Origin of the sequence: Gilvirhabdus luticola (assembly GCF_040117515.1) — a bacterium.
Lineage (GTDB): Bacteria > Bacteroidota > Bacteroidia > Flavobacteriales > Flavobacteriaceae > Gilvirhabdus > Gilvirhabdus luticola.
This window is the reverse complement of sequence record NZ_JBEEEN010000001.1, coordinates 436,026-449,184: the sequence shown is the minus strand read 5'-3', so window position 1 is coordinate 449,184 and position 13,159 is coordinate 436,026. Positions and strand designations below refer to the sequence as shown.

At 33.1% G+C, this 13,159-nt stretch carries 13 protein-coding genes and 1 tRNA gene; 6 read left to right on the top strand and 8 right to left on the bottom strand.

Annotation, left to right across the window (positions count from 1 at the left end; translation table 11 throughout):
• Nucleotides 1-4 precede the first annotated feature (4 nt).
• Genes AAFP94_RS02000 through AAFP94_RS01985 form a run of 4 tightly spaced genes read right to left on the bottom strand, consistent with a single transcriptional unit; the run spans nt 5 to nt 2,757 of the window.
• Entirely contained in the window at nt 5-283 is a 279-nt protein-coding gene (locus AAFP94_RS02000; protein ID WP_316660829.1) for a hypothetical protein, read from the bottom strand.
• A gap of 6 nt (nt 284-289) precedes the next feature.
• On the bottom strand, nt 290-1,165 hold the full coding sequence (locus AAFP94_RS01995; RefSeq protein WP_316660830.1) for a DUF5777 family beta-barrel protein: 876 nt from the start codon (nt 1,163-1,165) through the stop codon (nt 290-292).
• Between the two features lie 17 nt (nt 1,166-1,182).
• Nucleotides 1,183-1,560, bottom strand: a complete 378-nt coding sequence (locus AAFP94_RS01990) for a hypothetical protein (protein WP_316660832.1) — start codon at nt 1,558-1,560, stop codon at nt 1,183-1,185.
• A gap of 30 nt (nt 1,561-1,590) precedes the next feature.
• Nucleotides 1,591-2,757 carry a hypothetical protein gene (locus tag AAFP94_RS01985; RefSeq protein WP_316660833.1) on the bottom strand — a complete coding sequence of 389 codons (1,167 nt, stop codon included), beginning with the start codon at nt 2,755-2,757 and terminating at the stop codon, nt 1,591-1,593.
• Between the two features lie 206 nt (nt 2,758-2,963).
• On the opposite strand from AAFP94_RS01985, the gene dnaE reads away from it, so the two are divergent.
• Entirely contained in the window at nt 2,964-7,316 is a 4,353-nt protein-coding gene (dnaE, locus tag AAFP94_RS01980) for a DNA polymerase III subunit alpha (RefSeq protein WP_316660835.1), read from the top strand.
• Nucleotides 7,317-7,318: 2 nt separating this feature from the next.
• Nucleotides 7,319-7,897 (top strand): pyridoxine/pyridoxamine 5'-phosphate oxidase, encoded by a 579-nt coding sequence (locus tag AAFP94_RS01975; RefSeq protein WP_316660836.1) that lies wholly within the window; start codon nt 7,319-7,321, stop codon nt 7,895-7,897.
• Nucleotides 7,898-7,904: 7 nt separating this feature from the next.
• Here AAFP94_RS01975 and AAFP94_RS01970 read toward each other — a convergent pair whose 3' ends face one another.
• Entirely contained in the window at nt 7,905-8,225 is a 321-nt protein-coding gene (locus AAFP94_RS01970; RefSeq protein ID WP_316660837.1) for an ArsR/SmtB family transcription factor, read from the bottom strand.
• A complete protein-coding gene (locus AAFP94_RS01965; RefSeq protein ID WP_316660838.1) occupies nt 8,215-8,643 on the bottom strand; it encodes an SRPBCC family protein in 429 nt (142 codons plus the stop codon). Before AAFP94_RS01965 ends, AAFP94_RS01970 begins: the two co-directional genes overlap by 11 nt.
• A gap of 277 nt (nt 8,644-8,920) precedes the next feature.
• On the opposite strand from AAFP94_RS01965, the gene trxA reads away from it, so the two are divergent.
• The 4 genes from trxA (at nt 8,921) to AAFP94_RS01945 (ending at nt 11,051) form a co-directional block, all read left to right on the top strand.
• Nucleotides 8,921-9,238 carry a thioredoxin gene (trxA, locus tag AAFP94_RS01960; protein WP_316660839.1) on the top strand — a complete coding sequence of 106 codons (318 nt, stop codon included), beginning with the start codon at nt 8,921-8,923 and terminating at the stop codon, nt 9,236-9,238.
• Between the two features lie 78 nt (nt 9,239-9,316).
• A complete protein-coding gene (locus tag AAFP94_RS01955; RefSeq protein WP_316660840.1) occupies nt 9,317-9,862 on the top strand; it encodes a ClpP family protease in 546 nt (181 codons plus the stop codon).
• 12 nt (nt 9,863-9,874) lie between these two features.
• Nucleotides 9,875-10,804 (top strand): DUF58 domain-containing protein, encoded by a 930-nt coding sequence (locus tag AAFP94_RS01950; protein ID WP_316660841.1) that lies wholly within the window; start codon nt 9,875-9,877, stop codon nt 10,802-10,804.
• 173 nt (nt 10,805-10,977) lie between these two features.
• A tRNA-Asp gene (locus AAFP94_RS01945) sits at nt 10,978-11,051 on the top strand.
• 176 nt (nt 11,052-11,227) lie between these two features.
• Here AAFP94_RS01945 and AAFP94_RS01940 read toward each other — a convergent pair.
• Nucleotides 11,228-11,848 (bottom strand): hypothetical protein, encoded by a 621-nt coding sequence (locus tag AAFP94_RS01940; RefSeq protein ID WP_316660842.1) that lies wholly within the window; start codon nt 11,846-11,848, stop codon nt 11,228-11,230.
• Between the two features lie 546 nt (nt 11,849-12,394).
• A complete protein-coding gene (locus AAFP94_RS01935; protein WP_316660843.1) occupies nt 12,395-12,922 on the bottom strand; it encodes a GNAT family N-acetyltransferase in 528 nt (175 codons plus the stop codon).
• Nucleotides 12,923-13,159: the final 237 nt, after the last annotated feature.

Below are 13,159 nucleotides of genomic sequence, written 5' to 3'. Positions count from 1 at the left end.
CGAATTAAAGCTTTTTACTAAGCCAATTGAGTAATGATTTATTTGATATATTTTTCTTTACAACTTTTGATTTTTTGATGACACTAGTTTTTACCTTAACTGCTGTTCCATCTGGCTTTAATAAAGTTTGGTATTCGTCATCAACATTATCTTCTTTGTTTTCAATAACCTCGTTAACTGGATTTCCGAATCCCAAAAGCGGAATTAACAAACTTCCACCCAAAAAAGGTAGGAAGCCTCTTCTTGAGATTTGTCTTTCTTTTTCAGTCTCACTTTTTTTCATAGAATATCAAAAATTATATACTCTTGTAATATTGAAGCCAATTAGGATATCTCCACCAAAAAAATCGTTTGTATTCATCATGTAATTTTGTTGTGGCACAATACCGTTGTAGTTGGTCATGAACAATTGAAATGCATGACCTGATGTTGCAAATTCTACTCCTAAACTAATTCCCGGATGATTATAATCAAATTCAAATTCATCTTTATCAAAACTTGTAATAGGTTGACTGTAGTCTAACAAAATTGACGTTTGAGGACTTATTTTAAAGCGGCCACCAAACGCAATTGAGAATCTGTCATTATTCATAAAAGAACCATCAACAAAATTAAAATGTGATATACTTGGTGCAAATTGCAGTGAAAGATTTGGATTGAAACGACGAGCAATTATTAGTTGATGAAAGTATGAATACCGATGTTGTTTTAAATAAAATTCATCATCCCACTGTTTTCCCGAACGACCATCTATTGTGAAATTTCCATAGTAAGTTATACTAACGGGTATCTTATCTGAACGGGTTTGACTTAAGACACCAACTTTCCAGTTAAAATCACTAAATCTATTATTTTTGGTAATACCGTATCCAATGGTTAATCTATCTAAAATAGCATAGGATACCCCTATTCTAATATTTGCGTTGGCACCGTAAATTCCACCTAAAGAATTTTCTTCATCAATTAAACCAAAACGATGTTGCATCATTACTTCTAATGTGTTTTTGCTAAAAAGTATGTTGGTCGCATTATCAATTATTGAAGAACTTTCAAACGCAGGTCTTTCAGGCTTGTCTACAATTGAATCCTTTTGTTTTTCTTGAGCTAAAACCAAAAAAGGCATTATAAGAAAAGTTAAAAGAAGAAGTGTTTTATATTTTTTCATAAGAAACGTCTTAAATTTTAATCGTTTTCAGCACCATCATCAATCCATTTTTTAATTAAAGCCAGAGATTCACTATCTATATTTCTATGCTCATCAATGGCCAATTTTATATATAATCTACTATCAAGTGAGTTACCAGACACAACATAGGTTGGAACAAGAGCATTATAGGCTCTATCTGGTCTTAAATCTGGATTTATAGCTCCACCATTATGACATTCTATACAATTATATGATTCAAAAATTGGTAATATGTCTGTGCTAAATAAAACTGTTTGCTCTGGTGGGATTACTATAGGTTCATCTTGAGGCACGTCAGTTAAATCATCGTAGTAACATGAAAAACACAACAAGATAAGACTATTTACAAGAACTACTTTTAATAGTTTTTTCATTTCGTTTAATATTTGTGTTTTACAGTATTATTAATCTTGCAATGCTTCAATAGAGTTTTTCAATAATGCCTCTGAATATTTTGGATTATGAACACCTTTACTTTGATCTTCTTCCAAAGTTTTGTAGTTCCATATCGCTTGAGCGTGACTTACGGGAACTGTAAGTGGATTTGAACTACTTGCATTTTCTCCACTTTCACCAAGGACACTTCCACTTTCAGAAATATATCCTTTAACTACTAACATATCATGTAAAGTTTGATAATCTGCTCTAAATGCAGTCGTTCCATTCATTGCAATATCTTCAAATTGAGTTGCTGTCATATCAGTATGACACGCAACACAGGTATTTAGTGTTGGTTCCCAGGTATGTGAGCCATCCGTTCCATCTGTAGTTTCGCCCATATGGCATGACGTACATGACGCACCAGTTTTGTGTGTAGATGTACCTCTGCCAGGATATCCCACAGAACCCACATAATTTGCCCCCATAATACCTTCAACCATTGTAGATTGTGGTCCATGGTGCGGTCCAAAGCGTCGACTAGTAATAATATAATCACCTGTTCCGCTAGGAATTGCATAACTATTTCTAGGTTGGTGACAATTAATACAGGTATTGCTTCTTCCTAATGGGTCGGCAGTACTAGTCATATCCAATGTCACAGCAGGGTCAATATATAGATTAATAGGATCAATATTTCTTAATGCATAGTCATTTCCATCATTTTCAAAATCGAATGACCTATGATTACTATGACAACCTGTACAATTAATTGCAGTTGAAACATCATAACCGTCTGGATGAGCTGATGGAATTTCATTACCATAAGCGTCTTCAACCGGTTCACCTGTATCGTCGAGTTCAACAAAGAGACCAGATAATAAATCTATATAACCTTGATTGTTGTGACATCTAGCACAACGTGCACTTTCACCCCTTGCCCAAGAGGTTCCGTTGGCATGACCAGAATTGTAATAAGCAACATGAATTGGATCTCTGTATTCATTTGCATGGCAATTGATGCAGACGGCTGCAGAAGCATCTACACCATCTATACCATCAATTCCATCAATTCCATCTATACCATCAATTCCGGCTTGCCCGGGTATAGCCTGATATTCGCTAGTACATTGTAAAAACATGAAACAGGATGCGACCAAAAGCAAGGACTTTATTATACCTAAATTTTTCATATGATTAGTTTTATATTGTTATAAGTAGAATATTGGGTTAAATTAAAAGTTTAAAAGAAATTAAAATATGATATTTATCATATTTTGGAAATGGAATAGAATATCTGAAAATTGTTTTGTTTACAACTGTTCATAACTTTTATCCATATAACCCTATAATTATTCTTAATTTTAAAGTTCTTATTTTTTCAGAAGAAAACAGCTTTATGTATTTAATTTTTGATACTGAAACAACAGGTTTACCTAAACGTTGGGATGCGCCAATAAGTGATACTGATAACTGGCCAAGATGTGTTCAAATTGCTTGGCAATTACATGACGAACTTGGTAATTGTATTGAACATCAAGATTATTTAATACAACCTGATGGTTTTAATATTCCTTATGATGCCGAGAAAATTCATGGTATTTCTACTGAATTGGCTCAAGATAAGGGTGCTTCTTTAGTTAAAGTATTGGAAAAGTTTAATCAAGCTTTAAATAAAACCAAGTTTGTTGTAGGTCAAAATGTTGGTTTTGATCTCAATATTATGGGAGCTGAATTTATTAGGACAGATATTGCCAATAAACTTCAGGAATTACCTGTATTAGATACCTGTACAGAATATACAGCAGAACTTTGTAAAATTCCTGGAGGAAGAGGCGGAAAATATAAATTACCAACTTTAACCGAACTCCATGAGTTTTTGTTTAATGAACAATTTGAAGACGCACATAATGCCACGGCAGATGTGGAAGCCACAGCGAGGTGCTTTTTTGAATTAATCAGAAAGGAAGAATTTACGAAAGAGGAATTAGATGTTCAGCCAGATTATTTTCAAAGATTTTCTGAAGCCAATCCTAACGAAATTCAACTTATCGGACTAAAGCATATCAACCTTAAAAAGGAAAGTGCTAAAATAAATCAACAACTTCAAGAAAGACAAACTGAAACTATTCTTGATGAAGAAGTTGAACAAAACATTTCAGAATTAGCAGATGTAGATTTTGTACATCTTCATAATCACTCACAATTTTCAATACTTCAATCTACCATTAGTATTAAAAACCTGGTGTCCTCAACAGCAAAATATAATATGCCTGCGGTGGCATTGACTGACCATGCCAATATGATGGGCGCTTTTCATTTTGTAAAGGAAGTTTCTAATCATAACAAAACAGTTAAAGCAGAGAACAGCAAAGCGATTGAACAAGGTAAAAAGCCAGTAGCAAAAGAGATAAAACCAATTGTTGGATGTGAATTTTTTGTTTGTGAAGATCATTTAGATAAAACGCGAAAGGATAATGGCTACCAGATTGTGCTGCTGGCAAAAAACAAAAACGGATATTACAATTTAGCCAAATTGTCATCAATTGCTTACACTCAAGGATTTTATTATGTACCAAGAATTGATAAAAAATTGATTCAGCAGTATAAAGAAAATTTGATAGTTCTAACTGGAAATCTTTATGGTGAAGTTCCGAGTAAAGTTTTAAATGTTGGCGAGAACCAGGCTGAAGAAGCCTTGTTGTGGTGGAAAAATGAATTTGATGATGATTTATATATCGAGCTGATGCGTCATAATCAAGAAGATGAAAATCGCGTAAATAAAGTATTGATTGAGTTTTCAAAAAAGCATGATATTAAGCTAGTAGCAAGTAATAACACCTATTATACAACGCAAGAAGAAGCAAATGCACATGATATTTTATTGTGTGTAAAAGATGGTGAAAAGCAAGCTACTCCAATTGGTCGAGGACGTGGTTATCGTTATGGATTGCCAAATAAAGAGTATCACTTCAAATCTTCTGATGATATGAAGTTACTCTTTAAAGATATTCCTGAAGCAATTACTAATATTCAAGAAGTTGTTGACAAAATTAAGCCTTTTGAATTGGCTCGTGAAGTTTTACTTCCAAAGTTCAAAATTCCAGAAACTTTTGAAAACGAAGATTCTTATTTAAAACATTTGACCTATGAAGGTGCAAAAAAACGTTATGAAAAACTTACTCCTGAAATAAAAGAACGGATAGATTTTGAATTAGAAGTTATTAAAAATACGGGTTACCCAGGATACTTTTTAATTGTTGAGGACTTTATTCGAGAAGCCAGAAACATGAATGTATCTGTTGGACCTGGTCGTGGTTCAGCTGCAGGTTCTGTTGTTGCCTATTGTCTGTGGATAACAAATATAGACCCTTTAAAGTATGATTTACTTTTTGAGCGTTTCTTGAATCCAGATCGTGTGAGTATGCCAGATATTGATATTGATTTTGATGATGAAGGACGTGGTCGTGTTATGGATTATGTTATTAATAAATATGGAAGTAACCAAGTAGCACAAATCATTACTTATGGGACTATGGCTGCTAAATCTTCTATTAGAGACACAGCTAGAGTATTAGATTTACCACTCCACGATGCAGATAGAATTGCAAAACTAATTCCTACTATGTCTAAACTGAATAAAATTTTTGGTTTGGGAGAAAGTGAATTGAGCAGCAAATTTAGATCTGAAGATTTAATAAAAGTGAACCAGCTTTTAAATATTGCCGATGGCGAAGATTTGGAAGCTGAAACTGTAAATCAAGCACGTGTACTTGAAGGTTCAGTTCGTAATACAGGAATTCACGCATGCGGTGTTATTATCACACCAGATGATATTACCAACTTTGTTCCAGTAGCCACAGCTAAAGATTCAGATCTGTACGTCACCCAATTTGATAATTCAGTTGTTGAAGAAGCAGGTTTGCTTAAAATGGATTTTTTAGGTCTAAAAACCTTGACCTTAATAAAAGACACCGTTAAGATTGTAAAGGCAAAGCACAATATTCAACTTGACCCTGACAACTTTCCTTTAGATGACGAGAAAACCTATGAGTTATTTCAGAAGGGCGAAACCGTTGGCATTTTTCAGTATGAATCAGCCGGCATGCAAAAACATCTTAAGGATTTAAAACCAACTGTTTTCAATGATTTAATTGCTATGAATGCCCTCTATCGTCCAGGACCAATGGAGTATATTCCAAGTTTTATTCGTCGTAAACATGGTGACGAAAAAATTGAATACGATCTTCCTGATATGGAAGAAACCCTAAAAGATACCTACGGAATTACAGTCTATCAAGAGCAAGTAATGTTATTGTCTCAAAAATTAGCCAATTTCTCAAAAGGTGAAGCCGATGTGTTAAGAAAAGCAATGGGAAAAAAGATATTTTCCTTACTTCAAAAGTTAAAACCTAAATTTCTGGATGGAGGCGAGAGTAACGGACATCCACGTGACATTTTAGAAAAAATATGGAAAGATTGGGAAGCTTTTGCCAGTTATGCATTCAACAAATCACATTCTACATGTTATGCTTGGATTGCCTATCAAACAGCCTATTTAAAAGCACATTATCCAGCAGAATACATGGCAGCAGTGCTTTCAAATAATATGAACGATATTAAGCAGGTCACATTTTTTATGGAAGAATGTAAGCGTATGAAACTAAAAGTACTGGGTCCTGATGTTAATGAAAGTTATTATAAGTTTTCAGTAAACAAAGATTACGCTGTTAGATTTGGAATGGGAGCTATTAAAGGTGTTGGACATGGTGCTGTAAAAACTATTGTGGAAAATAGAAAGCAAGACGGCAATTATAAATCTATATTCGATTTATCAAAACGTATAGATTTAAGAGCAGCCAATAAAAAGGCCTTTGAAAATTTAGCACTAGCCGGTGGTTTTGATTGTTTCAAAGAGACACATAGAGCGCAATATTTTCATGACGAAGGAGATGGCATTACTTTTTTAGAAAAAGCCATTCGTTACGGAAGTAAGCATCAGGAAAACGAAAATTCTGCTCAAGTCAGTCTTTTTGATGATGCAAGCGAAGTTCAAATAGCAGAACCACAAGTACCTCCTTGTGAAGAATGGGGAACTATGGAAAAACTGGCTCGTGAAAAAGAAGTAGTTGGTGTATATATTTCTGGTCACCCGTTAGATGATTTTAAAACTGAAATGAACACATTTTGCAATGCTAGTTTAGCCTTGCTATCAGATTTAGAAGCCTTTGTAAATAAAGAACTCGTTTTTGGTGGAGTGGTTACAGATGTACAGCATCGCGTGAGCAGACAAGGAAAAGGTTGGGCTTTGTTTACCGTTGAAGATTATACAGATAGTTATGAATTCCGGATTTTTGGTGAAGAATATTTAAAGTTCAGACACTTTTTAATGAAAAACAATTTTGTGTTCGTCAGGGTATTTATAAAAGAAGGATGGACCAATAGAGAAACAGGTAAAAAAGGAGAACCAAGAATGCAATTTAATAACTTCCAGTTATTGCAAGATGTTATGGAAACCTATGCTAAGAAATTGTCCATTAAACTTAATATCCAAGACATTAAAGAAGAGAAAATAGTTGAACTTAAAGACTTGTTGCATCTACACCAAGGCAATCATGCTTTAAATTTTGTGATTTATGATAATTCTGAAAGTATTAAACTGCAATTGCCGAGTAGAAAACAAAAGGTAAAAATTTCACAAGAACTTTTGGATGAATTAGAAAATAATGATGTGTTTTATAAGTTGAATTAGCATTGATAGATCCGATTTCTCATTTTCAAAATCTTTTTAATCAACATTTACAAGAGTGCAGGCTTTCAATTCCACATGCGTGTTGTTTTTCTACAATAGGTTTAGATGGCTATCCTAATTCAAGATTTGTGTCATTAAAAGAAGTCATTGATGAAGGTTTTGTTATTACTGGTTCTCTCGACTCTTTAAAAGGAAAAGAGGTAAAAAACAACAATAAAGTAGCTTTGTCTTTTTGGCTGGAGTCAATTTCATATCAAATAAGGATTCAAGGAGAAGCTCAACAGATAGGTAAAGATTTAGCTAATAAATATTTTTATGAGCGCAGTAAAGAATCTCAATTGGTTACCTTAATTTCGAAACAAGGGCAAACAATTGACAATTATTCAAGTTTATTAAAAGAATTAGATAAAGCCTCAATAGCTTATGAAGATAATATTGTTCCAATACCAGAAAGTTGGGGTGGATTAATTATAAATCCAATTCGTATAGAATTTTTAATGTTTAAAAAGTCAAGACTTCATCAAAGAGAATTATTTACTAAAGATGATAACAAATGGACTTCAAGTATTTTGCAACCGTAAATTTAATTTATGAGTCATTTAAGAACCTATCTAAATTATCTAATTTATCATCCCAGAACTGTTCATAGAATTTAATCCATTTGTTTACTTCTTGAAGTTGTTTAGGGTTTGCATTACAAAATCGTTCTCGACCTTTAGAACCTATATAAACAAGGCCAGCCTCTTCAAGTGTTTTTATATGTTTTGTAAGACCTTGTCTACTCATATCAAACTGTGATGAAATTTGAGTGATCGATAAAGCTGTACTTGCTAAAACCAAGGCGTGAAATATCTCACGCCTTGTTGGGTCTGCAATGGCTTTAAAAATTTTGGTTATTTTATCCTGCATTTACAACTTCTTTTAAATAGGTTGTTAGTTCAGTAATACAATTAATCCAACCACCATTAAAGCTCTTGAACATAGCAACAGCAGTTTCTCCAGCATAATTTGAAATACCAGAATGTTCTAAATAGAGTTTTGTGCCATTTTCTGTAGATTCTAATTCCCATTTTACTGTAGTTTCAACGTTAGTGTCAGAAACTATCCAAGTATAAATAAGCGTATAAGGATGGGCTTGTTTTACCTCGCCAGTAATAGGTACACATCCGTTTTCTTCACTTGCTGTAAAGGTGTACTGATAACCTTTTTTGGCTTTAAAATCAGCTTTAATAAACCAAGTTGAAATTTCTTCGGCAACTGTAATAGCATTCCATACTTTGTCAATAGGATGGTTAAATAGCGCTTCTTTGGTGATAGCATCTTTCATAATTATTCGTTTTTTGTGATTAATAAATTAGTCTTTGAAGTTGCTAATTTACTAAAATATTTTTAATATGCAACTTTTTAGTTGCATATTATATTTGATTGAAGACATCAAATTGTTACAAATAGATGATTTTATGATTAATTAACGTTTCAAAATCTGTAATAACCTCAAACAATGTCATTATAAACAAAACAAATTGTCCGGTTGTAAGCTTTGGTAAATATTTTGACTAATTTTGCGTATTAAATAGAAGTAAAACACAATAAATTAAAATATTATGGCATTAGAAATAACAGATGCAACGTTTGAACAAACGGTATTAAAAAGTGATAAACCTGTCATGGTCGATTTTTGGGCTGCTTGGTGTGGACCATGTCGAATGGTTGGACCAATCATAGAACAAATAAGTGAAGAATACGATGGTAAAGCTGTTGTAGGTAAAGTTGACGTTGATGCAAATCAGGAGTTTGCTGCGAAATATGGTGTAAGGAATATACCAACAGTTTTAGTCTTTCAAAATGGAGAGGTAGTAGGTCGTCAAGTTGGTGTAGCTCCTAAAAATGTATATGCGGAAGCATTAGATTCACTTTTATAATTACAGATATTAAAAGAAATCATAAAAGGTTTGCCATATTGGTAAACCTTTTTTTATTTTAGGTAAAAATTAGACAGAATGAGTAAAGTAACAAAAACACAGGATTTAATAGACAATAAATTATTAGACGAACGCAAAATATTTCTTTGGGGACAAGTAGATGACAAATCTGCAAAGCATGTCATTGACAGATTGATGTATTTAGACGCTCTAGAAGCAAAAGATATTCATCTTTACATTAATAGTCCAGGAGGTTATGTCACTTCTGGTTTTGCCATTTACGATTGCATGAAATCCTTAAAAAGTGATGTTTCAACTATATGTACCGGCTTTGCAGCCTCAATGGGTTCCATTATACTTTCCGCTGGAGAAAAAGGTAAGCGTTTTATTCAGCCACATGCTAGAGTAATGATTCATCAACCAAGTGGTGGTGCTCGTGGTCCTGCAAGTGACATTGAAATTACTGCAAAAGAAATCTTATTGACTAAAGAGTTGAGCGCCCAAATTTTAGCAGATAATTGTGGCCAATCTTTAGAAAAGGTGATGAAGGATTTTAATCGTGACCATTGGATGGGAGCCGAAGAGTCTGTTAAATATGGAATTGTAGATAAGGTTATAAAATAGAATAATTTGTAAGTGAATATTCAGCAGGAATTAAATAAAGTAGGTGGATTTAAAAACCTTGAGCTACTTGCCAAACAGGTAGTAGAAGGCTTTATTGCAGGAATGCATAAAAGTCCTTTTCATGGTTTCTCTGCTGAATTTGCTGAGCATAAAATTTACAATTCAGGCGAAAGCACAAGACATATAGATTGGAAACTGTATGCTAAAACAGATAAGCTATATACAAAACGTTATGATGAGGAGACTAATTTAAGGTGTCATATTATTTTAGATAATAGTAGTTCTATGCATTACCCAAAAATGAATACATTTTCAATTGAAAAGTTGAATAAAACTGGTTTTGCTACTTTGGCTGCAGCATCACTTATGCAAATATTAAAAAGACAGCGTGATGCAGTAGGTTTAAGTATTTATAGTGATACTTATGATTATTATGCTCCAGAAAAAGGGAGCGAACGTCACCATCAGATGTTGCTTACTCAATTGAGTGAAGCTGTATTTTCAAAACCTTTGAATAAACAAACTGAAACATATGAGTATTTGCACCTTATAGCCGAAAAAATTCATAGAAGATCCATGATTTTTTTGTTTACAGATATGTTTCAAACCTCTACAGATGAAGTTAAACTATTTGAAGCACTTCGCCATTTAAAATATAATAAGCATGAAGTTATTTTGTTTCATGTTTTTGATAAGAATAAGGAGTTAACTTTTGATTTTGATAACAAACCTAAACGCTTTGTAGATGTTGAAACAGGTGAGTTTATTAATTTGTATGCTGATACAATTAGAGAAAATTATACTAAAACGGTAAACGAATATTTTAGTAATCTTAAACTAAAATGTGCCCAGTACAAGATTAAGTATGTTGAAGCAGACATTAATAAAGGTTTCGACAATATTTTAACAACATATATGATAGAACGCCAAAAATTTGTTTAGGTTGTTTTTTGTTGAAAAAAGACAAAAAAACGTTTGCGATATAAAAAATGCAATGTATATTTGCCAGCGCTAATGTAAAGCAATTTACATGGTATGGATGATCTGAAAGGATAATCCGAAAAACAAATTCTTATAAGTCCAACTGTTGTTGGCACCCATGTGGTAAGAGGTTTGGTTTGGTAGTTCAGTTGGTTAGAATACCTGCCTGTCACGCAGGGGGTCGCGGGTTCGAGTCCCGTCCAGACCGCAATTAAAATGTTGTGTTGGTCACAGAAATGTGACAAAGTAGTTTAGAAATAGACTAGTGAGAAGCTTTTCCTTATTTGGGAGGGCTTTTTTTGTTATAAAAGAGGGCAATAGAAAAAAACAAAGGGAAGCAATTAATCTTCCCTTTTAAATATAAAATGAATATATAATGACCAATTAATGAAGCCTTACCCAAGAATTTTTTAATTCAGGATTAGGAAAGTTTTTATCCCAAAGAAATTGAAATCCAGCCGATAAACTTTTTGTTCTGCCGTCTGTACCTTCAATCCTGCCATTGACTTTAACACTCCACGTATTTTTATTGTTTGAATCAGCGATCCAGGCATCATTGTCATGATATATCAATTGGGCATTTCCATGAGCTAACACAGGCGCATTCAGAAAAAAATCACACCCATTATAATTAGCATCTGGTAAACCATCTAAAACTACACAATACACATCTCCTTGTTGGATTAATAGAGTGCGGCCATTTGGCGTATTAATAAATTGAACAGGTTCAATTTCATACCAATCTGGATTGCCATTACAAGCGGCTTCAATATCAAGCCCTAGGGTAGCAGACAATCCTGTTTTAAAATCTAAAACAACATAACCAGTACCAAAATTGCTTCTTATAATATATATTCCTGATTCAGAAGGAGCATTAGCAATTCCTTTAGAGAGTTCTTCCTTGTTTTGTTCAAGGATTATATCTTCAGACTCTAGACCTTCATTTGCACATGCAAACATTATTATTGCAAGGCAAAAACTGTAAAAAAAAGTTTTTGTTTTCATAAAATTTAAGTTGTTTAGTTAATACTAAAAATCTGATAATAACGTTAGACGTTATTGTTTACTCATTGATTATAATGAATAACTATCTATTTAAATAAGAAGGTATTTTGTTAAAGTAGTTGAGGGTAAAATCCCAATGTTATATGATAAGTTAATGTAGTAAATTTTTTTGTAAATATCAAATAAACACTTAAAAATCAACATATTATATGATATCTGCAAGATTAATCTTACCTATAAGGCTTTTAATTATGAGGATTTATGACCAAGAATATTTCAAAATATGAGAAAACTGTATGTTCAGATTAATAAAATAATTAGATAATTCAGAAAAAAAGTAGTTTAGAAATAGACTAGTGAGAAGCTTTTCCTTATTGGGAGGGCTTTTTTTGTTTATGGTGCAATGTATGCATTATATGCATTTTTTATTAAAAAGGTGTTTAGCAAAAGAGTGTTTTTAGTGAATTTACAATTACAGGAATTATAATCCTTGCATTCTTTTTGGGTTGGTTGAAAACCTTCCTTCGTCCAACTTGAGCGCCATTGTTAGATGCCATCACTACAACCATTGTCAATTATATGTTCCATGATTAGAACACGGTCATTCATACCGCCTTCAGTATAAGACGTATTACCAATTATAGAGAATTGGTTTTTATCATAGAAAGATATTGCACTAGTATTCTGATCCCAGACTTTTAACCAGAGTACTTTAAAGCCATTTTCCGAAGCCCACACCAACGCGGTATTAAGGAGTCGATTACCAATACCTTTACCTTGCACTGATTGATCCAAGAAAAGCCTTACGCATTCTATGTTTGGTTCATCTGATAGTATTATGGGCGGTGTATTAATGGATAATAACATGTAGCCTACCAGTTGCTGATCTTCAACAACAAATATTTGACTTTTGGCAGAATCCAGATGATCTGCTAATGCAGATTCTGAAAAAAACTCCTCTATATAAGTTGAGCCTTCCTCTTCGGTTAGGTCATCATAGGTTTCCAGGAATGTACGTGACGCTAAAGTAGACAGTGATATGAGATCACTTTTTGTAGCAACTCTTAAATTCATATTACTTAATTTTCACTGGCATCTAACTAATTAATAAACGTATTTTGTTCCATTTATTTACTATTTTCAAATATATTGCTTTTTCCTATTCTCTTGTAAGAACTGTCCTAGTAAACTGTGGTAGTAATTTAATCCTGTCTTTTGACCCTTGGCATTCCTTACTCATACACCCATGATGGATGAATCCATGTCCCCAACCGTATGTAGATATTGTATTCCCGTCCTAACTACAACACA

Bases quoted from the DNA above. Each gene is read 5' to 3' on its own strand.
- AAFP94_RS01940 (WP_316660842.1), bottom strand. From the start codon at position 11,848: ATGAAAACAAAAACTTTTTTTTACAGTTTTTGCCTTGCAATAATAATG.
- AAFP94_RS02000 (WP_316660829.1), bottom strand. From the start codon at position 283: ATGAAAAAAAGTGAGACTGAAAAAGAAAGACAAATCTCAAGAAGAGGC.
- AAFP94_RS01990 (WP_316660832.1), bottom strand. From the start codon at position 1,560: ATGAAAAAACTATTAAAAGTAGTTCTTGTAAATAGTCTTATCTTGTTG.
- AAFP94_RS01995 (WP_316660830.1), bottom strand. From the start codon at position 1,165: ATGAAAAAATATAAAACACTTCTTCTTTTAACTTTTCTTATAATGCCT.
- trxA (WP_316660839.1), top strand. From the start codon at position 8,921: ATGGCATTAGAAATAACAGATGCAACGTTTGAACAAACGGTATTAAAA.
- AAFP94_RS01965 (WP_316660838.1), bottom strand. From the start codon at position 8,643: ATGAAAGATGCTATCACCAAAGAAGCGCTATTTAACCATCCTATTGAC.
- AAFP94_RS01970 (WP_316660837.1), bottom strand. From the start codon at position 8,225: ATGCAGGATAAAATAACCAAAATTTTTAAAGCCATTGCAGACCCAACA.
- dnaE (WP_316660835.1), top strand. From the start codon at position 2,964: ATGTATTTAATTTTTGATACTGAAACAACAGGTTTACCTAAACGTTGG.
- AAFP94_RS01985 (WP_316660833.1), bottom strand. From the start codon at position 2,757: ATGAAAAATTTAGGTATAATAAAGTCCTTGCTTTTGGTCGCATCCTGT.
- AAFP94_RS01955 (WP_316660840.1), top strand. From the start codon at position 9,317: ATGAGTAAAGTAACAAAAACACAGGATTTAATAGACAATAAATTATTA.
- AAFP94_RS01935 (WP_316660843.1), bottom strand. From the start codon at position 12,922: ATGAATTTAAGAGTTGCTACAAAAAGTGATCTCATATCACTGTCTACT.